This window comes from Chroococcidiopsis sp. [FACHB-1243] (assembly GCF_014696895.1).
Classification (GTDB): Bacteria; Cyanobacteriota; Cyanobacteriia; order Cyanobacteriales; family Chroococcidiopsidaceae; genus Chroococcidiopsis.
Genome location: NZ_JACJQX010000006.1, coordinates 159583 through 181695, shown reverse-complemented (window position 1 = coordinate 181695; position 22113 = coordinate 159583). Strand labels below are relative to the sequence as shown.

The following is a 22113-nucleotide window of genomic DNA, read 5'->3' as shown; positions in this document are numbered from 1 at the left end:
GTAAGCAAGTATTTATTCTTAATACCTTAAATGCCAATGGCTGTAGATCCGAACTAAATTCGATCCTCCTTCAGTTCATGTACACTAAGGCTTGAATTGAGTCAAGTACTAGAGGGACTGAGAAACAATTTGTTGGTTCTCTTTAGCTACAGTCAAAATCTGCATAAAAAGCTAAGGGGTAATTTCATGACCATTCCATTAAGAGAAGATGTTGCCTACATTATTTTGAAAAAAATCAATGAAACTGGGCAAGAATTGCATCCAGTAAAATTTACTGCTGATGACTTTATCGGTCGCGAACCAACAAAAGCCGAACTATTAGGACACTTGGATTATCTGAATCAAAAGCAGTATATTAAGGCTGAATTTAGTGGTAATGCCTATGGCAACCAGGAAGATGTTCCTGATGCTGTAAATCCTAAAGAAGTTGATTTTCGAGTTGCCAATACTTTTGGTTCATCCGACGGTCCTTTGCCACATTTGATTACTTTCAAACAGGCAGAATTGACAGAGAAAGGTCGCAGAATGTTGGAGAAGATGGAGGCAAAACCTCCAGAAGAATTAAAAGAAGGTCCCTCAGTTCCCATTGCGACTAAAGATATGCCTTTCCTAGAGAAAGTCATGCTGAAAAGCGGACTGGAGGATCTTTTTGATGCTAGAGATGTGACAGAAGTTGTCTATCGCGTCATGCGCGATTTAATGACAACGGAAGCATCAGATCGAGTGGCAGAAGAATTAGAAAATAAGGAAGTTCTGCCGACAGAAGACAAAGCGTTGCAAATGGAAATAGCTGACTTGTGGAATGATACCAATCCCATCGTTCGCTTTTTGAGTAGAATTCGTCCGCCTTTCTACCACTCAGATAGTTCTGACATTACTAACGTTAATGACAATCGCTTCTTGGCACGAGTTAAAGGTGAAGCACCAACAGCAAAAACTGCTTTCGATTTAGATACCGAACAAGTAGTCAAAGCTGTATTTTCTGCCACCAAGGACGAACTATCGGAAGAAAGAGTTAAAGAAATTGCTAACTGCTTACCTCCAAGAGTTCGGCAAATGTGGGAAACAGCTTAGGAACATTTGAAGTTAATTTTGAGTCAGGGTAGGAGGCAACTCCTACCCTGTTTTGTCATTGGTTGTTGGTCATTTGTTACTAGACGATCCAACCCCTCTTGAGAAATAGCAGGTGGCATGTATTATTTGTTGCTATAATTCAATGTCGAACTACCCAAATGCTTCTCTAAAAGCAAAGTTTTAACTAACTATTGCTAGAGAAATTTGGTTGATTTATATAACTCATCAGTTCAGATGAAGCCTGCGCTGGAAAAACAGTCAAATCTAGATTCACGTAAATATATATATAACTGGAGAAAAAATGAAGAACTGTAGTATTAGGCTGCGCGGCTCGATCGCAATGCTATGTGTTATTTGTAGCAGTTTGACAATCGATTTACCTGCCGTTGCTATACCCCAAGCAGAGCAAAAGTCAGTACTTACCTCTCTATCTCATATCGTTACAGTAGCACCACACAATAGCTATATTTCACAAACTCCAGAAATTCCCCAAGTTTCGCCTGCTCCTGTTCAACCACCCCTACCCGAACAGCAGCCTCCTAATACGCAAGTGTCCCCTACTCCACAAGTTTCGCCTTCTCCCATTCAACCACCCCTACCCGAACAGCAGCAGCCTCCCAGTACGACAGTGCTATTGAATCAAGGCAAAGTTAGTATTAAGCTGATCAATCAGACAGGAGCAAAAATCACTTATCAAGCAATTGGCAATACAGCACCGCGATCGCTCCCAGGAAAATCGGATGTCACGCTCAAAAACTTAGTTACACCTACAACTGTGACATTCAAGCGCGAAGATGGCGGATTGCTGAACGCAACTGGGCGATCGCCAACTCCAGGAGTACTAGAATTAATGCTAGATGCAACCACCGATCTCGGGATAGATAAGCAATCTCTGCAAATTCAACCGACTGGAGACGTGTTTCTGAATTAGATCCGACTCACTACTGACTCAATCACAATTTACAAACGAATAATTCTCCTCTTGATAGACTAGTATCATTGGGTTAATTTTGTGCTAACACACGAAAACTCAAGTTATTTATTCCCATCACCCATTCATGGTTACAGCAGTGAGTTCGACATCGTTTCTGCTTCCGCCTACTTTAGGTGCTTTTTTGCCCTCCCTACCCCTGGATAGCCTCTTCTCTACACAGGGGATTATGGTGATGCTACTAGCAGCCTATGCGGTTGCTATGTGGATGTTTCTCACCAGCGCCCCGAAAGTCTATACCGTTATGGTATCTGACTTAGAGATTGCCCGTCAGCTTTACGAAGGAATGCTCAATCTCCCCGCTGCCGAAGTTCCTTTACACTACTACTACAACTACGAGCAAACCTTGGGCGCAGCTGGAACGATCGATCCTTACTACATCTCTCCCAGCCCCAGTTTTACCAGTACCAAAGGATTTAATGGTCCCGATGGATTGTGGTATCAACTCAAGAAAAACACCCAACTCCACATCATTACTGGAGCTAGTTTAGGGAAGAAAAACCAGCAGCGCCATGTCTGTTTCGATCGCGAATGTTTGGAACAAGTCTTGATGCGGGTGGAAATGATGAATTTAAAGCACAAAATTCTCAGCCAGAAACCATTAAACTTTTTGGTCAAAGATCTTGAAGGACAGATTATTGAGATGGCAGAAGTGTCTAATTAGGAGTGAGGAGTGAGGGGACAAGGAAGACAAGGGAGACAAGGGGGACAAGGGGGACAAGGGAGAGCGGGGACAAAATTCTCTCTTGTATCCTCCCACACTTCCCACACCCCACACCCCACACCCCATTCATCGCGCACCACATATTCTCTTGACATCCATGCAGATTTATCTCGACTACAGCGCGACAACGCCGACTCGTTTAGAGGCGATCGCAACTATGCAAGCAGTGTTAACTCAACAATGGGGCAACCCATCTAGCTTGCATGAGTGGGGTGGACGCGCTGCAACGGTATTGGAACAAGCCAGAATGCAGGTGGCTAGCTTAGTCAACGCCCGTAACGCCGAGTCAATTATCTTCACTTCCGGTGGTACAGAGGCAGATAACTTAGCAATTATAGGGGTTGCCCAACGCTATAGTAGTCCCCAACACTTGATTATTTCTAGTATCGAACACTCGGCGATCGCAGAGCCAGCGCGGTTACTAGAACGGTGGGGTTGGCAGGTGACTCGTTTACCAGTAGATGGTAACGGCTGCGTACATCCCGAATGCTTGCAAGCAGCACTTCAACCAAATACGGTTTTAGTTTCAGTTATTTACGGTCAAAGTGAAGTTGGTACGCTACAACCAATTGAGACTTTGGGCAAGATTACCCGTTCCCACGGCGCATTGTTTCACACAGATGCCGTCCAAGTTGCCGGACGCTTACCTATAGATTTGCAAGAGTTACCTATAGATTTATTATCTCTTTCTAGCCATAAAATCTACGGTCCTCAAGGGGTGGGAGCGCTTTACATTCGCCCTGGAGTGGAGATTGTGCCGTTGCTGGGTGGCGGCGGACAAGAATCAAAACTGCGATCGGGAACGCAAGCAGTACCAATTATTGCTGGTTTTGGTGTTGCCGCAGAACTTGCCGCTCAAGAAATGCCCACGGAAACATCGCGCTTGGTGTCATTGCGCGATCGCTTGTTTGCTCAATTAGCTGACGTGCCTCAACTAGTTCCTACAGGCGATCGCCTGTCACGTCTACCGCACCACGCTAGTTTCTACATTAAAGGCGCAGATGGCGAGAAAGTCAGCGGGAAAACTATCGTGCGGCAAATGAATTTAGCGGGAATTGGGATCGGCGCTGGTTCTGCTTGTCACAGTGGTAAGCTGTCTCCTAGTCCCATATTACTAGCGATGGGATATGACAAAGCTGCGGCTTTGAGTGGAATTCGTTTAACTCTAGGTAGAGAAACCACAGCAGCCGATATTGACTGGACGGCAACGGTACTTAAGCAAATTTTGGAGCGTCTCATACCTGTAAAATTACAGTTATCAGTCAACAGCTAACAGTAGAGAGTGGTAGTTGGTAGTTGGTAATGGGTAATGGGTAATTGGTTGTTCACCCCCAGTTGAGCGACTCTCCGCGACTCTCTCTTCACTCCCTCAGCTCTCTTATCTCCCTCGTCCCTCTTATTCCCCCTGCCTGCTCCCTGCTCCCTACTCCCTACTCCCTCTCATATGGCAGAATTTCCCAAAACACTAGAACAGGCGATCGCCCAAGCAGCAGTATCTACCTCAGCGGCAATCGCGGATGGATATACTCGCTTGCAAGTGGAGTTAGCGATCCCAGAACTCAAACCGATGTCTGTTGCCGAGCAATTTTTAGCAGAATTTACTCAGTTCGGCTCCCAACTTAAGGTGTTTTTTCCCGATGCAGGTGCGGCGGCGCTAGCACGGCGAGATTGGGGAGAAGTACCATTTAAAATTGTCGATATCGGCACGCGATCGCCTCTGGAAGAAAAGATCGAGCCAGAGGATGCAGCTTTGTTATTTGTTTCGCCTTCTGCGGTAGAAGTCGAACGGGTAGAAAAGTTGTGCGAGTTAGCTACATGTCCTACATTGATGCTCAATCCTCGTTTGGAAGACGTGGCGATCGTCGGGATTGGTTACGCTGGCAGACAATTACGCACCCGCTTTCTCAATAATATTGAATCTTGTTACTATCTGCGCCCAATTGAAAACATCTCCGTGTTCCGTTCCTACCCCGGTGAATGGCAAATCTGGCGAGAAGTAGAAGAAGAGTTTCAGTTAATTACCGAACAACCAACAAAACCAATGGGCGATGAAATTGATGCCATTCTCTACGGGGGTACGAGTCAATCCAATTCAACTGAAGCTGCTAATGCTTCTGGATCGAGAAAACCAGGAATTTTCGCTAGTATGCAAAGATTCTTACGGACTTTGAGTCGCTAAGAAATTCATTTTGACTTTTACCTTTTGACTTTTGACTTTTTTAAGCTACCGGATCGAGAGGTTGACAGAATTCATCCACGCCTTGTTTTTGAACGTATAACAAAACAGGCATTACCAGTAGGGTAGGGCAGATTTTAGCTGCTGTTAGTTGTTCTACTACTGGCGCAAAAGATTCATTTGCTAACGCAGATCGCAATTCTTGGCGACAAATAAAGGCACGACATTTCTTTGCCAAACTCGATAACCACTCTGCATTTGCTATATCTGGTTGCTGTCCGGCTCGAATTGCTAGTACCATAGCTGCATCTTCTAAATCTCCCTCACACTCTTCTATTTCTTGCAAAGCAGCAAGAGCATTGGGATAATTTGTCAATTCAACCTGCAATTTAGTAATTTCTTCTAAAGTAACTTGCGTCATGGAAAGGTTGGGAGCGAGAATTAAATCAGTGACCAGTTATCGATGACCAGGCGCGACAGTGACTCCTGACCAACAACTTATGGATTATTTGTGATGATAACTGATAACTGATAACTGTTCTTACAAACCTACTAATTCTCGCGACTCAAAATCAGTGAGTTGTTTGGCAATTTCTAGTCTTGCTTCTAATTTGGCAACACTAAATTGATTGCGTAAATATTCTAAGTGCGCGATCGCATTAGCTTTATCAGCCGTCAGCCGCATGAGTGTATTGACTGCCGTTTGATATTCTTGGTGAGTTAGCAGCACTTCAAAGCGACGTGCCTTACGTTGAGTGTCGTTTTTTAAGTCTACATCGAATGCCGATAGCCGATCGGCGTTTCCTTCTTCACGGCTAATTAGCTGTTGAACTGCCATAATTTGCGAGTCCAGTTCGTTTACTCTCTGGGCTGCTTGGGCGATCGCGGCTGGGTAGTGATTCAGTTGCGTTACCACGATCGATCTTCGACCAACTCAAATTTTTTCACGAAAAAGCAAGTGAAATTAAGCTATTAGCAGCGATTTATTGGAGTCAATCTTGATGCTAATTAACCTGCTGCTTTCCTCTTTATTTTAGCATTTCTGAATTGGATTGAAAGGTAGAAAAACCGTTCCGGTTAAATCTTGACAGCTTTCTACATAGCAAAATTTTCTTGCGCCTTGCTAGAAAATCTTCACTTTAAATACATCTCTAAAATAGTTGCTCATGGCATCAGTAAATTGTATATCATGAAGCAATTGATTGCGATTTTGTGTTATAATTAAGAATAAAGTATTCAATCCAATTTAGTTACTTTCATTAGCGATCGAAGAAAATCGCGTTGACGTGACATCTGTAGGGGCGCACAGCCGTGCGCCCCTACAGATCGTCTGTTTTACCCAATTGAAACCCGCTATCAAAATTCAAAATTCAACATTTCTCACCACAGGCGAGATTTAGACAAAAATTTGCGATCGCCAGCCGCGAATATACTCGCTAAACTCGCCCCGACAATTCCCTGATAACTGACCTACTCGTGTCTTAAATTGGAACAGAGATGGGTTCGGGATTAGTGTAGAAAAAGTAGGAATTGCTCAAATTTAGCTTTGTTGGCAATATATCCTTAACAATGCCGATCAGTTCATCTGGTTCGTTTCCAGGTTTGTTGATATATATCCCCGTACCTGTGGGTAAACTGCCAGAGGTTGCTTTTAGCAGATAGTCAGTCGGTTGTCCGATCAGTGTAATCCTGTCCTCTTGAAAGTGAAAGTCTGTAATTAACGCATAGTCATTGTTGCCAACAGTTGAAGCGCTGTCATCGTCGTAGTAGCGATAGGAAGAATAATACTTACCGCTTAATGACTCGCCCAGCCAAAAGTTATCTTTACCTGCACCACCTGTAAGAGTGTCTATCTGCCCTTTGCCCAGAACTTGCGGATTGGGACGACCGCCACTGACGAAATCTGAATCCATCGGGCTAAATGGAGTTGTTCCTAAAAGTGAATCATTACCATTACCACCTAAGAGGATATCGTTGCCTTTGTCGCCAACAATGAAATCATCATTATCGCCACCTAATAATATATCGTTACCGTCAAATGCTCTGACGTAATCATTTCCTACCCCAGCGTCAAAATAATCGTCTTGCACAGTGCCGTAGAAATTGTCCTCAGCAGTGGTAGTAAAGTAGCGATCGCTCAGTTTTAATCCCGATTTATTTTCGACAATTGCCAGCAGTTCGTCTGGTTGACTGCCCGGTTTGTCAAAATAAATTGCCGTACCTTGAGGTAAACCTTGAGGAGATGGTTTCAGAATATAGTTACTTCTAGCGCCATTCAGCCGGATCGTATCTTCTAGGGAATTAAAATCTTTGATTAAACTATAATCTCGTCTGCCGTCTGTGGTTGGATTACCATCGTCGTTACTATAACCGATCCCAAAAGTGTCTTTTCCAGCACCGCCAAATAACAAATCGATGTCGTTTTTGCCACCAATATAGTCGTTCCCGCCAAAGCCAATGACGGAATCATAACCGCCAATGAGAAAGTCATCGCTAGCCCCACCATATAGTGTGTCTTTGCCTCCACCTCCTACTAGGTGGTCTTTACCATCGCCGCCTTCTAAGATATCGCGATCGCCGCCACCATCTAGAAAATCATTGCCGATATTGCCATAAAGCTTGTCGTTACCGCTATCGCCTGAAACCTCGTCGCTACCATCTCCGCCTTCTAAATAATCTTCGCCATCACCTCCATGAATGTAGTCGTTGCCACTCTGACCGAAAACTTTGTCGTTTCCAGAGTCTCCCCATAAGGCTTCACTCTCATTCCCTCCGACTAAATAGTCGTTGCCGTTACCACCCTCTGTATAGTCGCTACCCTCACCTCCTTCGATGTAGTCGTCACCGTCACCCCCTTGAAGATGGTCGTCACCGTTCCCACCGAATATGCGATCGCTACCTTTGTCGCCATAGAGGTAATCATTTCCGTCTTCACCGTAGAGGCGATCGTTGCCCGAACTACCTTGCAAAGTGTCATCCCCAGCTAAACCGTAGATTTGGTCGTCGCCTACAGTGCCAGTTAATGTGTCGTTATTTATCGTGCCTCTAAAAATCGCCATATAGCTATTTCTGTATCCATCGATGCAAAATTAAATCTGTTATAGTGCTGTCTTTCGGAGAAAGATGAACCTTTGTGATAAAAAGTAATTGATACTCCGTATCTTTTCTAACAATCGAACCTGCACTCTTGCTTGGCTCAAAGATGAATGAAGGGCGACTTAGATAAAATTAACAATGCGAAGTGCAGAGGAATCGATTTAGAGTCAGCGTGACAGAAATTCATTTACAGGTAACAGCCAGTAACGATCGCCTAGACCGTTACCTTGCCCAACAACTCACACAATTGTCGCGATCGCGCCTGCAACAGTTGATCGAACAAGGCTGCGTCCAGGTTAACGATTCAGTTTGCACGGCAAAAAAAACAGAGGTGAAAACAGGCGATCGCATTCGGATCGAAATTCCTGCCGTTCAGCCTTTAGAACTCAAACCCGAAGCAATTCCTCTCGATATCCTGTACGAAGATGATTCGCTACTCATAATTAACAAACCTGCGGGGTTAGTCGTTCATCCCGCCCCAGGTCATGCTGATGGTACTTTAGTTAATGCTTTACTTGCTCACTGTCCCAACTTACCAGGCATAGGCGGAGTGCAACGCCCTGGCATCGTCCATCGCTTGGATAAAGATACAACAGGAGCGATCGCGATCGCCAAAACTGACCTTGCCCAACAACACCTACAAGCACAACTCAAGGCAAAAACCGCCCGCCGCGAGTACTTGGGTATTATTTACGGTGCGCCGCGATCGCCCAATGGCACTGTAGATTTGCCCATCGGTCGCCACCTTACCGACCGCAAGAAAATGGCGATCGTCCCTGTAGAAAAGGGAGGACGGGCAGCGATCACCCACTGGCAAGTTAAAGAACGCTTAGGAAACTATACTTTAGTTCATTTTCAATTAGAAACTGGGCGCACTCATCAAATTCGCGTCCATAGCGCCCATATCGGTCATCCCATCGTGGGCGATCCGATTTATGGGTCTGGGCGTTCTGTTGGTGTAAATCTTTCTGGGCAAGCCTTACACGCTTGGCGACTCACGCTACAACACCCAGTAACTGGAGAGGCGATCGAGGTGACAGCAGCACCTCCAGCAGAATTTAACACGCTTTTGGAAGTCTTACGGCGGAGAATGGTGGCTTCTCGTTAGGCAAAAACATAATTTATGCATTGATTGCAGGGGCGTACAGCTGTACGCCCCTACAGATATGTTTTCTCGCGATCGCCATCTCTCATGAGAGTGAAAAAACTGAAAAATATTTCTACGATTTCTTAACTTTTATTTACAAAATGCAACAATTTTGAGCTGGACACCGATAAGTATTAATACTCTCAAAGTTAAATAAGACAAGGCATTACTCTGTAAAATTGTCTAGCCAAATTACATAAAGTTTTGACAGAAACAATTAAGTTGTGTAACTTGATTTTCATTTCGGATAACTGAAAGCTATTTGAGCAAATCAATTTGTTAGCTTTCCATGCATTTTTACACAGTTTAATATTATTTAACCAATTGGCGATCGAGCGCATTGTATAAAAAACTTACGAGGAATTCATAGCAAATAAAACTTTCGCTTCTAGCGATATTTCTCAGAAAACTTTATAGCCAAGTAGCGATATTTATCGTATTAGCTTATTGTTGGCGTAGAGAAATATTGTGGCTGAGACAAAGTTTTATTTGTGCTTTCCTGCGCGATAACACCAATAGAAATAGAAGCAAGAAAATTTAGGAGAATTGAAAACATGCTTGACGCTTTTTCTCGCGTAGTCGAACAAGCCGATCGCAAGGGTTCTTACCTGAGTGGTGATGAACTGAACGGACTTCAGGCGATGGTATCTGATAGCAACAAGCGTTTAGATGTAGTTAATCGTTTGACGAGCAACGCTTCTACAATTGTGGCGAATTCCTATCGCGCATTAGTAGCCGAAAGACCAGAAGTATTTAACCCTGGTGGTGCTTGTTTCCATAATCGCAATCAAGCTGCTTGCATCCGCGATTTAGGCTTTATTTTACGCTACGTTACCTACTCCATTTTAGCTGGAGATGCTAGCGTCATGGACGATCGCTGCTTGAACGGACTGCGGGAAACCTACCAAGCTTTAGGTACTCCTGGTGATGCAGTCGCTTCGGGAATTAAAAAGATGAAAGATGCGGCAATTTCAATTGCCAATGACCCCAAAGGTATTACTCGCGGCGATTGCAGCCAATTAATGTCTGAAGTATCTGGCTACTTCGATCGCGCTGCTGGTGCAGTTGCTTAATTTATCAGGAGCCAGGAGCCAGGAGTCAGGAGTCAGAAGAAAAGAAGAATTCAGAATCTACAATTAATTCTTTTCACGACTCACGGCTCACGACTCATCACTCATTACTTACTAATTAATTTGGAGAGAATTCACAAATGAAGACACCTTTAACTGAAGCGATCGCTGCTGCTGATGCTCGTGGTTCGTATGTTAGTAATACCGAAATGCAAGCAATTTTCGGTCGTTTCAATCGCGCTCAAGCTGGTATAGAAGCAGCCAAAGCTTTTGCTAATAATGGGAAAAAATGGGCAGAAGCAGCTGCCAATCACGTTTATCAAAAGTTTCCCTACACGACTCAAATGCAGGGTTCTCAATACGCTTCCACTCCCGAAGGTAAATCAAAGTGCGTGCGCGATATCGATCACTATCTTCGCACCATTAGCTATTGCTGCGTTGTCGGTGGTACTGGTCCCCTAGATGAATATGTTGTCGCTGGATTGAAAGAATTCAACAGCGCCCTCGGTTTGTCTCCTAGTTGGTATATTGCTGCACTAGAATTCGTCCGTGACAATCATGGTTTGTCTGGCGATCCTGCTGGCGAAGCTAATACTTATCTCAACTACGCGATCAACGCTTTGAGCTAAAACAACATCAACATAAATTTTTGCCTAATTGGTAATGGGTAATAGGTAATGGGTAATGGAATGTTTCCAATTCTCAACACCAATTATCAATTACCAATTAATTGTTAGTAATCAGCAAAAGCAAGGGAATAAAAGATGAGTGGAACAGTTATAGCTCAGTTCGTCAATGATGCGATCGCCGATGGAAAAGTCGAGCTGCGGCAAAATTGGACTGAAGACGATTTACAAAGAGTCTTTCGGGCTGCTTACGAGCAAGTTTTCGGGCGACAAGGAGTCTATGCTAGCCAAAGGTTTGCTAGCGCTGAATCGCTGTTGCGCAATGGCAAAACGACAGTGCGGCAATTCGTGCGAACTTTAGCAAAATCTGAGTTTTACAGAGAATGCTTTTTCCACAATAATTCTCAGGGGCGTTTTATCGAATTAAACTACAAGCATTTATTGGGACGCGCACCCTACGACCAATCAGAAATTGCCTACCACACAGATTTGTATGCCTCAAAAGGCTTGGATGCAGATATTGATTCTTACATAGATAGTCCCGAATACGATGCAGCTTTTGGCGATTGGGTTGTACCTTTCCATCGCGGGTTTCAATCTCAACTCGGTCAAAAGACTGTAGGCTTTCCTCGGATGTTTGCTTTGTATCGCGGTGCGGCTAGTAGCGATAACTCGCAATACGGGCGGCGTAATGCTCGCTTGAGAACCCAAATATCTCGCAATCAAACTAACTGGATTACACCACCTTCATCGCCCTCTGGCTTGTCTTTTGGCTCCAGATCGGCTGGAACGTTGGGAGTTTCTCCCGCTCAAGGTGACAGTCGGATGTTTGTCATTGAAGCCATAGCAGGTACAGTTGGCAGTAGAGTACCCGTGCGCCGTAGCGTACAAGTATACAATGTACCGTTTGAACGGCTGTCAGCCACTTACCAGGAAATTCATAAAACTGGTGGCAAGATCGTCAGAATTACGCCTGTGTAGATTTGGAAAATAACAGTAGGGGCGCACGGCTGTGCGCCCCTACTATTTAAGATTTAATCCGAATGAACAAACCAATTTTGACCCCAGAAGCCGCGATCGCAGCTTTGGCAGGAGAAGATAATCAAATTCGCTACTATGCTGCTTGGTGGTTGGGAAAGCATCAAGTACAGTCGGCTTGTGCGGCGCTGTGTGAAGCACTATTTGACGATCGCTATCGGTTGGAAACAGGGGGATATCCCTTGCGTCGTCAGGCAGCTAGAGCATTAGGACAATTGAAAAATTCTCAAGCCGTGCCAGCTCTAATTGAAGCACTAAGCTGTCAGGAAGATCTACAACTGCGAGAAGCAGTCATTCAAGCTTTAGCTGCTATTGGCGATCGACGTGCAATTAACCCTTTGCTCGATTTGTTACATTCTCAACAGCAGCCAGATGAGGCTTTAATTGAAGCTTTGGGAACCTTGCAAGTATGGTCGGCTCGTCCGCAGATCGAGCCTTGTCTACAGCATCCCTCAGAACGGGTGCAGTGTGCGGCAGCGCGGTATATGTATTTATTAACCCGCAAATCGCACTACATAGAACGTATTATCAAAACTCTCAACCACGACAATGTTTATTTACGCTGGGCAGCAATTTTCGATTTGGGTGCGATCGCTCAAAGTCAAGAGGTTATCCAGGCAATTATTGCGGCTAGGGTTCCCAACAATTTGAAGCTGTTGAATTTAAAGCAGATTCTAGAAGCTAGGTTAAACGCTGATGTGGGAGATACAATCCCGTCTGATTCTGGGTTGCTGTTCAATGCGATCGATGATTTGTTAATTCAACTGTAGGGGCGGGTTTTGACCCAAAATTTTCAGCTAAAGTTGTCATTTATCGGCTAAACCCGCCCGTACAAATGTAGAAGCGGGTTTTGACCAAAGATTTGTAGCTAAAGTTGTCGATTTATTTATTAAAACCGCCCGTACACCATGTCAGAAGCGAGCAGTCAACAATAATGCATTCGTAGGGGCGGGTTCACCAAATAACTCTGACTCCGACAAAGATTTTAGGTGAACCCGCCCGTACAAAAATTAAAATGACTCAATTTGATGTTGGTCAACCCGAATGTGCTTCCGTGCAAGTCAGCGATTCATTAGAAAAGCTTATCGAACAGTTACGTACTAGCTCGACTCCAGCAGAGGCGATCGCCGCTTATCGTACCCCCGATGCGATTCCCCCTCTCATCGAGGCATTAAGCCATCATCATCCAGGTGTAAGAGCAGTTGCTACCTCTCAACTCATTCAGTTGGCTTCTCTGTCGTTAGAAGCCCTAATTTCCACCTACTACACGGCTACAGACCAAGGGGTACAAGCACACATCATTCAAGCTTTAGCTCAAATTGGTGATTGTCAAGCGATCGCTATTTTAGAAGAAGTCGTCGGGGTATCCGTAGCAAACCACTGTCAGGGAAATGTCCGGCGCATTGCTGCTAGAGGGTTGGGAAAAATTGGGAGTACGGCGATCGATGCTCAGATAATTCACCGTGCTGTAGATAAGCTGAGTTGGGCATTGGTATCACCCGAAGATTGGGCGCTGCGTTACGCTGCTGCCTTATCCTTAGCAGAAATAGGTACGCAGGAGGCGATCGCTGTCTTGCAACAAGCCTTAACTCAAGAATCAGACCGTGTAGTTCAAATCCGCATCCGCATGGCTCTGGCGGGGGGCTAGAAGAGAGCTAAGGCAGCTGAGGGAGCAATTATAAGTCACAAGCCTCTCGCCTCTTGCCTCTTTTCATGCACCACTCTCTTGTCAACTACCAACTACCCATTACCCAGATTTTCGTAATTATCGGTAATATTTATCAGCAAACTATTCATATTTATTTACATTTATTTCATAACTATAAAGATTTAAAAACTCTGTATTTGCTCTTTTTACTTACATCAAGAAAATATTAAGAAAATATAAAAACATATTTATACCAAGCAATAAGTATAAATACTACTAAGTTTTTTAAAGAAAATCACAAAAATTAACCGTGAAATCTCTTATATGTAAAGGATTTGGAGCTTTTATTGACGGAATCACGTTAAGCTTAACAATTCGTAATAAATAATGCACTTATGGCGTTGTATAAACATAACCTGGAGGGATCGATAACAGACAGAAGTTCAGCAAAACTCAGGAAAAAAACAAGTTGGATATTTTCTCATAAAAGTAGAAGTTTTTCTCATAATTCTGACGACAACATAACAATCGTTGGTAGAGGAAATAAAAACCAGCTTAACCGAGGACGCGGCTCGTGTTTGTTGTGATTCATTCCAAACTTGATAAAACACCGCCAATTTTAATCAAAAAACTGCGCTCAACTTTCGCAAGTAGGAGAAATTAGTTCATGTTAGACGCATTTGCAAAGGTTGTTGCTCAAGCTGACTCCAGAGGCGAGTTCCTGAGCACCGAGCAATTTGACGCTCTTTCCGGTCTAGTAAGAGATGGCAACAAGCGCCTGGATACCGTAAACCGCATCACCAGCAACGCTTCCACCATCGTTACAAACGCTGCTCGCGCTTTGTTTGAAGAGCAACCCCAGTTGATCGCTCCTGGTGGTAATGCTTACACCAACCGTCGCATGGCTGCTTGCTTGCGCGACATGGAAATCATTCTGCGCTACGTAACCTACGCTGTAATGGCAGGTGATGCAAGCGTACTCGACGATCGCTGCTTGAACGGACTGCGCGAAACCTACCAAGCTTTGGGAACTCCTGGTTCTTCCGTAGCTGTAGGCGTTCAAAAGATGAAGGAAGCTGCTGTCAAGATTGCTAACGATCCCAACGGTATCACCCAAGGCGATTGCAGCCAGTTGATGTCTGAAGTTGCTAGCTACTTCGATCGCGCTGCTGCTGCTGTTGCTTAGATAAGTTGTTAGCAATTAGCAATGACTAGCTAAAAGCTGACTGCTCGTACCTGACCTAAATTAACCAACTGCAATAATAGAGATTGTCAAACAATGAAAACACCGATTACTGAAGCAATTGGCGCTGCCGATACCCAAGGGCGTTTCTTAAGCAACACCGAGCTACAAGCAATCAACGGTCGTTTCGATCGCGCTGCTGCTAGCATGGAAGCTGCTCGCGCTCTGACCAGCAAAGCTCAACAACTCGTTGACGGTGCTGCTCAAGCTGTATACAGCAAGTTTCCTTACACCACCCAAATGCAAGGACCTCAGTACGCTGCTGACTCACGCGGTAAATCCAAGTGCGCTCGCGATGTCGGTCACTACCTGCGGATGGTTACATACTGCTTAGTAGCTGGTGGTACAGGTCCAATGGATGAGTACCTAATCGCTGGTTTAGACGAAATCAACCGTTCCTTTGATTTGTCTCCTAGCTGGTACGTTGAAGCTCTCAAGCACATCAAATCCAACCACGGTCTGTCTGGACAAGCTGCTAACGAAGCTAACACCTACCTCGACTACGCCATCAACGCTCTAAGCTAGAGAGCGTCAAGCTTGCCCAGAGAGGGGTGCAAGTGCTGGATCGAGAGAACTAGCAGTTGCACCTAGCTCTGGGCATTGTTTTTCGCATTTGTTCAGAAAACCAATAGTCAGCAAACCCACTTTAAGATTAGTTGCTTCGGGAGAGCGGTGTATGAGCGTTTTACCAGCAGATATTTTAGCAGCAGCAGGACGGCTGGGGATTTCTGCATTTGATGCCTCATCCAGAGTCGAACTACGACCAGATTGGACAGAGGACGAATTGCAATCGGTCATCCGAGCCGTGTATCGTCAAGTTTTAGGTAACGATTACGTGATGAAGGCAGAACGCCCGACCTCAGCTGAATCTTTACTACGGCAAGGAAACTTTACTGTCAAAGATTTTGTCCGCGCTGTTGCCAAGTCAGATTTATACAAAAACAAGTTTTTCTATCCCAATTCCAACCAACGCTTTGTCGAACTCAATTTTAAGCATTTGTTGGGTCGCCCTCCTTACGATGAGGCAGAACTAGCCTATCATACAGAGCTTTGTGAAGATGTGGGATACGATGCCGAGATCGACTCTTACTTAGATAGCGTTGAGTACGACAACAACTTTGGTAACAACGTCGTACCGTACTATCGTGGATTTTCCGTCGAACCAGGATCGAGAACAGTAGGCTTTAGCCGGATGTTCCGCCTCTATCGCGGTTACGCTACAAGCGATCGCGGTTCGATTGGAGGCAAATCCCCCCGCCTCATGGGAGAAATTGGTCGCAACCAATCTTCGACCATCGTTCAACCGTCTAGCGGTACGCGCTGGAATTTTGGTGCGGCAATTCCTAAAGATTCAGCTCCCAAAAAAGCGATCGGCGGGACGCAAGAAGCAAGCGGACGAGTCTACCGGATCGAAGTCACGGGACTATTGCAACCAGGTTATCCTAAAGTGCGCCGGAGCAGCACTGCGATTATGGTTCCCTACGAGCGGTTATCGCAGAAGCTACAGGAAATCACCAAAAAGGGTGGCAGAATCGTCAGCGTGAATCCAGCTTAGTCGTCACTGGTCATTCGTCATTCGTCATTCGTTCCAACAATCAACTAATGACAAATGACAAATGACAAACAACATATTTAATTAGCGCCTCTTAAACTATGTTTGGTCAAACCTCACTTGGCAGTGGTAGGCTCAGTAACGCCGAAAATCGCATATTTCGCTATGAAGTTGAGGGGATGCGTCAGACTTACGAATCTGACCAATTGAGCTATCCCATTCGCAGTAGTGGTAGTTTTGTGGTTACGGTTCCCTACAACCGCATGAATGAAGAAATGCAGCGGATTCACCGCATGGGGGGCAGAATCGTGAGCATTGCACCCGTAACTTTTGATGGCGACGGTAAAGCTAAAAGCGATGCTACCGCAGCTCATCAAAATGTCAAAGCCGAAGGCAAAAGCAAGGCGACAAAAGCCGATAAATAAAGATCGGAGATCTGCACTTAACTGAATAGCTTACGGTTATAGGAGATATAGAAGCAATGTTCGGTCAAACAACTGTTGGTGCAAACGGAGTTTCCTCCGCCTCTAGCCGGATGTTTCGTTATGAAGTCGTAGGCTTGCGGCAAAACAACGAAACTGACAAAAATAATTACGAGATCCGTCGTAGCGGTAGCATCTTCGTCACCGTTCCTTACAGCCGGATGAATGAAGAAATGCAGCGAATTACTCGCTTGGGTGGCAAAATCATCAAGATCGAACCACTATCGACTGTGAAGTAGGCATAGGTTTGACGCAATGGAGTCTAGGGCGGAAGAACTAGAGGTAGCAGCAACAGGATTAACGGTGGAACAAGCGATCGCCAACTTGCGATCGCCAGATCTGAGCTTGCGTTATTACGCAGCTTGGTGGTTGGGCAAATTTCGCGTTCGAGAACCAGCCGCCGTTGATGCTTTGATCGCTGCTTTAGAAGATGAAGCCGACCGGACGGAATTAGGCGGTTATCCCCTGCGCCGTAATGCAGCAAGAGCCTTGGGCAAGCTGAGCGATCGGCGAGCAGTCCCAGGGCTTATTTGCTGTTTGGACTGCGACGATTTCTACGTCAGAGAAGCCGCAGCCCAATCTTTAGCAATGTTAGGCGATCCATCTGCTATCCCCGCTTTAGTGCAACTGTTAGATGGCGGCGTTAATGCTGCCGTTGACGTACCAGGTAGACCCCATCTCACCCAGCCCTACGATAGCGTTCTCGAAGCTTTGGGAGCGCTACAAGCCAAAGCAGCCATCCCTCTGATTCAGCCATTTACAGAGCATCCGAGTCCCAAAATCCAATATGCGGCACTGCGGGCAATGTATCAGTTGACTCAAGAAGATAGCTACGGACAGCGCTTAGTAGCTGGGTTGAACAGCGACGACCTGAAATTGCGACGGGTCGTTTTATCAGATCTAGGGGCAATTGGTTACGTCGGTGCAGCCGCAGCGATCGCCTCCTGTAGGGCGGAAAATAGCTTCAAACTCCTCTCCCTCAAAGGACTCCTAGAGTCGCAACTGCAAACCCAGCCTACTCAACTTTCCGATCCAGCCATCCATTTGATGAGTCTGATGGATTCGCTGTTGTAAAGGATGAACGATGAAGGGTGAAGGATGATAAAACGTAATGTTCTTCCCTACTCCCTACTCCCTACTTCCTACTCCCTCACAATGACCAACTCGACCCAAAACCTCATTCAAGCCGTAGATCGGGCAGATTCGCCCGAAAGCTTGGTGGCGGCGGTGCGATCGCTGGCAGCAGCAAAAGATGAGGCGGGGATTGCAACTTTAATTGCCGTACTGGGTTACAACAATCCAGTTGCCGCAGTAGCAGCGGTAGAGGGGTTAACGCAATTGGGTGCGAAAGCAGTACAGCCATTAATTGATAAATTGGATGGCTATAACTACGGGGCGCGGGCTTATAGCATTCGCGCTATTGCTGCGATCGCCGACCCTCTTGCTTTAGAAGTATTGGCGACAGCAGCAGCGACAGACTTTGCTCCCAGCGTCCGCAGGGCAGCAGCCAAAGGTCTGGGCAATATGCGTTGGCAAGCGATCGCCACTCCAGCCGAGCGCACGGCAGCACAACACCAAGCCCTAGAAACCTTACTCTCAGTCTCTCAAGACTCCGACTGGTCGATTCGTTACGCGGCTGTGGTGGGCTTGCATGGTTTGCTACAACTATCAGACCTACAAGCAAAAATTCAGCCTCATTTAATGCAAATTATTGAGTCCGATCCCGATTCAGCAGTCCGCGCCCGCGCCCAACTCGCGCTCGGCGTTTCCGCAGATCGGTACGGGCGGGTTTAACCGCAGAATTATTTGTTCTAGTACAGCTTGTTCAAAAAAATCGCTCCTACGACAACCAACAACTGTCAACTGATAACTGAAAAATGTCAATACCATTACTTGAAGTCAAACCCTCCAGCCAAAATCAGCGGGTTGAGGGTTACGAAGTTCCTAGCGAAGATACGCCGATTGGCTATCGCTTAACAGATACTTCCTCGGCATCGGATATCGATGAAATTGTCTGGGCAGGTTATCGCCAAATCTTCAGCGAACACCTGATTATTGAAAGCTATCGCCAGCCTTTTCTCGAATCACAACTCCGTAACCGCGCTATCACCGCGCGGGATTTTATTCGCGGTCTGGGTAAATCGGATGTCTACCGCGAGTTAGTTGGAGAAACCAATTCTAACTATCGCTTAGTGGATATCTCCTTTAAGCGGTTTTTGGGACGCGCTACTTATAACCAAAAAGAGCAAATCGCTTGGTCAATTGTCATCGCTACCAAAGGCTTAAACGGCTTTATCGATGCGATCGTCGATAGCGAAGAGTACCGCGAAAACTTCGGCAACGATATCATTCCCTATCAACGCCGTCGTTATAAAGGTCGTCCCTTTAACTTGGTAAACCCCCGTTACAACGGCGATTGGCGCGATCGCGAAAGCATCCGCAACTTGCAAGGTCGTGGCTTCTACAGCGCCCGCAAGACTGGGGATGTTACTAAAGAAGTGGTGCGTCAGGCAATTCCCTCTAACTTCATGGCAATGGCTGGCAGTATCTTTATACCAGAAGTCAACTATCAGCGATCGCGCGATCGGGTTCTCTCTCAAATTTCAACAATGGAGATCCCCGATACAACACGCAAAGACACATTGCCCCAAACTACAATCAAACCTACCAAAGTCGCTCTACCCTACGACTACATTCCCTCCGATCCAAGGAATTAAAAAGGGTAATGGGTAATAGGTGAAAACAAATAATTACCAATTACCAATTACCAATTACCAACTACCAACTACCAAATTATCCTTTATGTCAATACCTCTCCTTGAATACAAACCCAGTTCGCAAAATCAGCGGGTGGCTGGTTACGAAGTTCCAAGTGAAGATACCCCTTGGATTTATCGCTTGGAAGATTGTATCGACCCCAGCGATAATCAAGAATTGATTTGGGCTGCGTATCGCCAAGTTTTTAGCGAACACGAAATTCTCAAGTTCTATCGCCAAAAACAGCTAGAATCTCAACTGAAGAATCGCGCTATCACCGTGCGGGACTTTATTCGCGGTTTAGCTAAGTCAGAATCGTTCCGCCGTTTGGTGGTAGAAACAAACTCGAACTATCGACTCGTAGATATTGCCCTAAAGCGGTTGCTAGGACGCGCATCTTACAACAAAGACGAAGAAATTGCTTGGTCGATTAAAATTGCTACCCTCGGTTGGGGTGGTTTTGTCGATGCACTAATTGATAGCGAAGAGTACCAGCAGAATTTTGGCGATACTACCGTACCCTACCAGCGGCGACGGTTTAAAGACAGACCGTTTAACTTGGTAACACCACGTTACGCCGACTACTGGCGCGATAAAGAGGAAACCGAACGCTATAAATCAGGTGCGATTAGCAACTTCTTTGATATGGCGCGATCGCTGAATATTAGAACCGTAACACCCCAGCCAGTCAGCACGGCTAATATAAGCATTCCTGATACGTCACGGAAGGAAAAATCAACAACGCCAGTTTCCATCAATCCTTCAGCAAGTTTTCCCGTGCGGCTGTAATTGTGAAAGTTTAATAGTAGGAAAATCTAACAGCCACAGATTGACTTACTCACGAACCAACATTCTGCCTACCCTACGTGGGATAATAAGCTAGAAAGCTCTACGTATATAGGCTTTGCTTGTTTCAAAAGCTTTCTAATTCATGGAAAGCGATCGATAAATTCAGTTTGAATTTATCTGTTTTCATATCGTGCGATTAACCTAGACGGGAGAATCCCTCATGGCACTGCCGTTACTCAATTACAAACCAACTACGCAAAATCATAGAGTCCGCAGCTTTGGCATTGCGGATCAAAACGAAGACACTCCATACATCTATCGTGTGGAAGATGCTAATTCTCCAACAGAGATTCAAGAGTTAATCTGGGCTGCTTACCGTCAGGTATTTAGCGAACACGAAACTCTTAGAATCAACCGCCAAATTCAACTAGAATCGCAGTTGAAGAATCGTGCAATTACCGTGCGCGACTTCATTCGCGGCTTAGCTAAGTCGGAAAGATTCTACGAAATGGTAGTTTCAGTTAATAATAACTATCGGCTTGTAGATATTTGCCTCAAGCGTTTCTTAGGTCGTTCCTCTTACAATAAAGAAGAACAAATTGCTTGGTCAATTGTCATCGGTACGAAAGGATTCTACGGTTTAGTAAATGCTTTGCTAGACAGCGATGAATACACCGATGCATTTGGGGATTACATCGTTCCTTTCCAGCGCAAGCGGATGGAAGGTAGACCCTTCAATCTCGTTACCCCTCGTTACGGTGACGATTTCCGCGAAACTGCTGGTACAGTCAAAACAGACTGGCGCTTTACCCTGGATCAGTTCTACAGCCGCAAGTCGAAAGAACGACAACTACGGGAAGGCGATCCTCGCAAGTATGCTGATATGGCAGCATCGATTAATAACAAAGGTAATTACGCTCAGCGCGTTTCTGCCTTTGACCTTGACTATCTAAGTCTAGTACCATCCCGTGGTAGAAAATAGAGTTGATTAAATTTCAGCTTTTATTTTTGATTTAATTCACTGGGTCTAGTTTCCACGCTGATTCTACTTATAACTAACGGTTTTGCTGTAAGTGATGAGTTGAGTCAAGTGGCGATTAGATCCAGTAATTTTTTGTCCTCGATCTTTAGTCATCTGTCATTGGTAAGATATTTCATAGTTAACTTGCATGTTTGGGCGGGCAAAGATGCTCAATTCAGAAAAGCTAAAATGGAGAACCATTTTACAATTGAAGAAAGAATTCAGTATTTAATTAGTAAGTTGCGGAGGAAAACAAAGCCGATACAGCGAGATAGTGCTTTGCAAGTGTTGGCTGATGCTTTCCAACAAGTTGAAACAATTTCTGACATTTCTACTAAAACATATTATTTGAATCAGTTAGCGATCGCGTGTCTAGAAATAAAATTAACAGATAAGTGTTTGGAAATTTTAAGTCAAGCCTTAGAAGCTACTCAAACAATCTCCAATTGCTCTACAAAAGTAACTGAACTTAGTAAGATAGGTAGTATGTATGTCAAGCTCGGCATAGAAGATCGAGGATTAGAATTATTAGATCGAGCTTTACAACTTGCCATGACATTAGATAATCTTAACGGAAGAGATGGCGCTTTTTGCAAGTTAGCTTTTGCTTGTGAAGAAATTGGATATCATGCTCTAGCAATTGAAATTGCTAAGCTAGTAGAACAGAAATAACGAGCAA

25 protein-coding genes are annotated in these 22113 nt (G+C 45.1%); 22 read left to right on the top strand and 3 right to left on the bottom strand.

Translation table 11 applies throughout. From position 1 onward, the window contains the following. The first annotated feature begins 186 nt into the window (after positions 1-186). The 5 genes from H6G17_RS06805 to H6G17_RS06785 all read left to right on the top strand — a co-directional run bounded on the left by H6G17_RS06805 (position 187) and on the right by H6G17_RS06785 (position 4968). A complete protein-coding gene (locus tag H6G17_RS06805; RefSeq protein ID WP_192155429.1) occupies positions 187-1074 on the top strand; it encodes a DUF2267 domain-containing protein in 888 nt (295 codons plus the stop codon). Between the two features lie 301 nt (positions 1075-1375). Then, complete coding sequence (locus H6G17_RS06800) at positions 1376-2005, top strand: hypothetical protein (protein ID WP_192155427.1); 630 nt, start codon at positions 1376-1378, stop codon at positions 2003-2005. 127 nt (positions 2006-2132) lie between these two features. Beyond that, positions 2133-2729 (top strand): hypothetical protein, encoded by a 597-nt coding sequence (locus tag H6G17_RS06795; protein ID WP_015155397.1) that lies wholly within the window; start codon positions 2133-2135, stop codon positions 2727-2729. A gap of 157 nt (positions 2730-2886) precedes the next feature. Beyond that, entirely contained in the window at positions 2887-4062 is a 1176-nt protein-coding gene (locus H6G17_RS06790; protein ID WP_192155508.1) for a cysteine desulfurase family protein, read from the top strand. Between the two features lie 171 nt (positions 4063-4233). Continuing rightward, positions 4234-4968, top strand: a complete 735-nt coding sequence (locus H6G17_RS06785; RefSeq protein ID WP_192155425.1) for a DUF1995 family protein — start codon at positions 4234-4236, stop codon at positions 4966-4968. Between the two features lie 40 nt (positions 4969-5008). Here the strand turns inward: H6G17_RS06785 and H6G17_RS06780 are convergent, their stop codons facing one another. The 3 genes from H6G17_RS06780 to H6G17_RS06770 form a co-directional block, all read right to left on the bottom strand. After that, positions 5009-5386 carry a hypothetical protein gene (locus H6G17_RS06780; protein ID WP_015155400.1) on the bottom strand — a complete coding sequence of 126 codons (378 nt, stop codon included), beginning with the start codon at positions 5384-5386 and terminating at the stop codon, positions 5009-5011. Positions 5387-5506: 120 nt separating this feature from the next. Then, complete coding sequence (locus H6G17_RS06775) at positions 5507-5881, bottom strand: hypothetical protein (protein WP_039717020.1); 375 nt, start codon at positions 5879-5881, stop codon at positions 5507-5509. Positions 5882-6446: 565 nt separating this feature from the next. Then, entirely contained in the window at positions 6447-8024 is a 1578-nt protein-coding gene (locus H6G17_RS06770) for a calcium-binding protein (RefSeq protein ID WP_192155423.1), read from the bottom strand. A 209-nt stretch (positions 8025-8233) separates the two neighbouring features. Between H6G17_RS06770 and H6G17_RS06765 the strand changes: the two genes are divergently transcribed. From H6G17_RS06765 to H6G17_RS06685, 17 genes are all read left to right on the top strand, one after another. Beyond that, positions 8234-9169 carry an RluA family pseudouridine synthase gene (locus H6G17_RS06765; RefSeq protein WP_192155422.1) on the top strand — a complete coding sequence of 312 codons (936 nt, stop codon included), beginning with the start codon at positions 8234-8236 and terminating at the stop codon, positions 9167-9169. A gap of 593 nt (positions 9170-9762) precedes the next feature. Further along, positions 9763-10281: a phycocyanin/phycoerythrocyanin subunit beta gene (locus tag H6G17_RS06760; protein WP_192155420.1), complete on the top strand. Its 519-nt coding sequence runs from the start codon at positions 9763-9765 to the stop codon at positions 10279-10281. A gap of 137 nt (positions 10282-10418) precedes the next feature. Further along, complete coding sequence (locus H6G17_RS06755; protein WP_192155418.1) at positions 10419-10907, top strand: phycocyanin alpha subunit; 489 nt, start codon at positions 10419-10421, stop codon at positions 10905-10907. 135 nt (positions 10908-11042) lie between these two features. After that, positions 11043-11885, top strand: a complete 843-nt coding sequence (locus H6G17_RS06750; RefSeq protein WP_192155416.1) for a phycobilisome linker polypeptide — start codon at positions 11043-11045, stop codon at positions 11883-11885. 62 nt (positions 11886-11947) lie between these two features. Then, complete coding sequence (locus H6G17_RS06745; protein ID WP_192155414.1) at positions 11948-12712, top strand: HEAT repeat domain-containing protein; 765 nt, start codon at positions 11948-11950, stop codon at positions 12710-12712. Between the two features lie 245 nt (positions 12713-12957). Continuing rightward, on the top strand, positions 12958-13590 hold the full coding sequence (locus H6G17_RS06740; RefSeq protein ID WP_192155412.1) for a HEAT repeat domain-containing protein: 633 nt from the start codon (positions 12958-12960) through the stop codon (positions 13588-13590). Between the two features lie 667 nt (positions 13591-14257). After that, positions 14258-14776, top strand: a complete 519-nt coding sequence (locus tag H6G17_RS06735) for a phycocyanin subunit beta (RefSeq protein ID WP_015155410.1) — start codon at positions 14258-14260, stop codon at positions 14774-14776. 93 nt (positions 14777-14869) lie between these two features. Then, the gene (gene cpcA / locus H6G17_RS06730) at positions 14870-15358 is read left to right on the top strand and encodes a phycocyanin subunit alpha (protein WP_192155410.1); all 489 of its coding nucleotides are present in this window, start codon (positions 14870-14872) and stop codon (positions 15356-15358) included. A gap of 151 nt (positions 15359-15509) precedes the next feature. Next, positions 15510-16388 (top strand): phycobilisome linker polypeptide, encoded by an 879-nt coding sequence (locus tag H6G17_RS06725; RefSeq protein ID WP_192155408.1) that lies wholly within the window; start codon positions 15510-15512, stop codon positions 16386-16388. Positions 16389-16486: 98 nt separating this feature from the next. After that, on the top strand, positions 16487-16810 hold the full coding sequence (locus tag H6G17_RS06720; protein WP_106546525.1) for a phycobilisome linker polypeptide: 324 nt from the start codon (positions 16487-16489) through the stop codon (positions 16808-16810). Positions 16811-16866: 56 nt separating this feature from the next. Beyond that, positions 16867-17106: a phycobilisome linker polypeptide gene (locus H6G17_RS06715; protein WP_192155406.1), complete on the top strand. Its 240-nt coding sequence runs from the start codon at positions 16867-16869 to the stop codon at positions 17104-17106. Between the two features lie 16 nt (positions 17107-17122). Beyond that, positions 17123-17941, top strand: a complete 819-nt coding sequence (locus H6G17_RS06710; RefSeq protein WP_192155404.1) for a HEAT repeat domain-containing protein — start codon at positions 17123-17125, stop codon at positions 17939-17941. An 81-nt stretch (positions 17942-18022) separates the two neighbouring features. Beyond that, on the top strand, positions 18023-18661 hold the full coding sequence (locus tag H6G17_RS06705) for a HEAT repeat domain-containing protein (protein WP_192155402.1): 639 nt from the start codon (positions 18023-18025) through the stop codon (positions 18659-18661). An 83-nt stretch (positions 18662-18744) separates the two neighbouring features. Beyond that, positions 18745-19584 carry a phycobilisome rod-core linker polypeptide gene (locus H6G17_RS06700; protein WP_192155400.1) on the top strand — a complete coding sequence of 280 codons (840 nt, stop codon included), beginning with the start codon at positions 18745-18747 and terminating at the stop codon, positions 19582-19584. A gap of 85 nt (positions 19585-19669) precedes the next feature. Continuing rightward, complete coding sequence (locus H6G17_RS06695) at positions 19670-20413, top strand: phycobilisome rod-core linker polypeptide (protein WP_192155506.1); 744 nt, start codon at positions 19670-19672, stop codon at positions 20411-20413. A 220-nt stretch (positions 20414-20633) separates the two neighbouring features. Next, positions 20634-21395 carry a phycobilisome rod-core linker polypeptide gene (locus tag H6G17_RS06690; protein ID WP_192155398.1) on the top strand — a complete coding sequence of 254 codons (762 nt, stop codon included), beginning with the start codon at positions 20634-20636 and terminating at the stop codon, positions 21393-21395. 228 nt (positions 21396-21623) lie between these two features. Next, positions 21624-22106, top strand: coding sequence for a hypothetical protein (locus tag H6G17_RS06685; RefSeq protein ID WP_192155396.1), 483 nt, complete (start codon positions 21624-21626; stop codon positions 22104-22106). Positions 22107-22113 lie beyond the last annotated feature (7 nt).

What these genes read in the sequence shown, in the direction of transcription:
- H6G17_RS06695 (WP_192155506.1), top strand. Translation starts at nt 19,670, where the DNA reads ATGTCAATACCTCTCCTTGAATACAAACCCAGTTCGCAAAATCAGCGG.
- cpcA (WP_192155410.1), top strand. Translation starts at nt 14,870, where the DNA reads ATGAAAACACCGATTACTGAAGCAATTGGCGCTGCCGATACCCAAGGG.
- H6G17_RS06770 (WP_192155423.1), bottom strand. Translation starts at nt 8,024, where the DNA reads ATGGCGATTTTTAGAGGCACGATAAATAACGACACATTAACTGGCACT.
- H6G17_RS06690 (WP_192155398.1), top strand. Translation starts at nt 20,634, where the DNA reads ATGGCACTGCCGTTACTCAATTACAAACCAACTACGCAAAATCATAGA.
- H6G17_RS06710 (WP_192155404.1), top strand. Translation starts at nt 17,123, where the DNA reads ATGGAGTCTAGGGCGGAAGAACTAGAGGTAGCAGCAACAGGATTAACG.
- H6G17_RS06760 (WP_192155420.1), top strand. Translation starts at nt 9,763, where the DNA reads ATGCTTGACGCTTTTTCTCGCGTAGTCGAACAAGCCGATCGCAAGGGT.
- H6G17_RS06735 (WP_015155410.1), top strand. Translation starts at nt 14,258, where the DNA reads ATGTTAGACGCATTTGCAAAGGTTGTTGCTCAAGCTGACTCCAGAGGC.
- H6G17_RS06720 (WP_106546525.1), top strand. Translation starts at nt 16,487, where the DNA reads ATGTTTGGTCAAACCTCACTTGGCAGTGGTAGGCTCAGTAACGCCGAA.
- H6G17_RS06700 (WP_192155400.1), top strand. Translation starts at nt 18,745, where the DNA reads ATGTCAATACCATTACTTGAAGTCAAACCCTCCAGCCAAAATCAGCGG.
- H6G17_RS06740 (WP_192155412.1), top strand. Translation starts at nt 12,958, where the DNA reads ATGACTCAATTTGATGTTGGTCAACCCGAATGTGCTTCCGTGCAAGTC.
- H6G17_RS06795 (WP_015155397.1), top strand. Translation starts at nt 2,133, where the DNA reads ATGGTTACAGCAGTGAGTTCGACATCGTTTCTGCTTCCGCCTACTTTA.
- H6G17_RS06750 (WP_192155416.1), top strand. Translation starts at nt 11,043, where the DNA reads ATGAGTGGAACAGTTATAGCTCAGTTCGTCAATGATGCGATCGCCGAT.
- H6G17_RS06745 (WP_192155414.1), top strand. Translation starts at nt 11,948, where the DNA reads ATGAACAAACCAATTTTGACCCCAGAAGCCGCGATCGCAGCTTTGGCA.
- H6G17_RS06755 (WP_192155418.1), top strand. Translation starts at nt 10,419, where the DNA reads ATGAAGACACCTTTAACTGAAGCGATCGCTGCTGCTGATGCTCGTGGT.
- H6G17_RS06725 (WP_192155408.1), top strand. Translation starts at nt 15,510, where the DNA reads ATGAGCGTTTTACCAGCAGATATTTTAGCAGCAGCAGGACGGCTGGGG.
- H6G17_RS06715 (WP_192155406.1), top strand. Translation starts at nt 16,867, where the DNA reads ATGTTCGGTCAAACAACTGTTGGTGCAAACGGAGTTTCCTCCGCCTCT.
- H6G17_RS06785 (WP_192155425.1), top strand. Translation starts at nt 4,234, where the DNA reads ATGGCAGAATTTCCCAAAACACTAGAACAGGCGATCGCCCAAGCAGCA.
- H6G17_RS06780 (WP_015155400.1), bottom strand. Translation starts at nt 5,386, where the DNA reads ATGACGCAAGTTACTTTAGAAGAAATTACTAAATTGCAGGTTGAATTG.
- H6G17_RS06800 (WP_192155427.1), top strand. Translation starts at nt 1,376, where the DNA reads ATGAAGAACTGTAGTATTAGGCTGCGCGGCTCGATCGCAATGCTATGT.
- H6G17_RS06705 (WP_192155402.1), top strand. Translation starts at nt 18,023, where the DNA reads ATGACCAACTCGACCCAAAACCTCATTCAAGCCGTAGATCGGGCAGAT.
- H6G17_RS06805 (WP_192155429.1), top strand. Translation starts at nt 187, where the DNA reads ATGACCATTCCATTAAGAGAAGATGTTGCCTACATTATTTTGAAAAAA.
- H6G17_RS06685 (WP_192155396.1), top strand. Translation starts at nt 21,624, where the DNA reads ATGGAGAACCATTTTACAATTGAAGAAAGAATTCAGTATTTAATTAGT.
- H6G17_RS06790 (WP_192155508.1), top strand. Translation starts at nt 2,887, where the DNA reads ATGCAGATTTATCTCGACTACAGCGCGACAACGCCGACTCGTTTAGAG.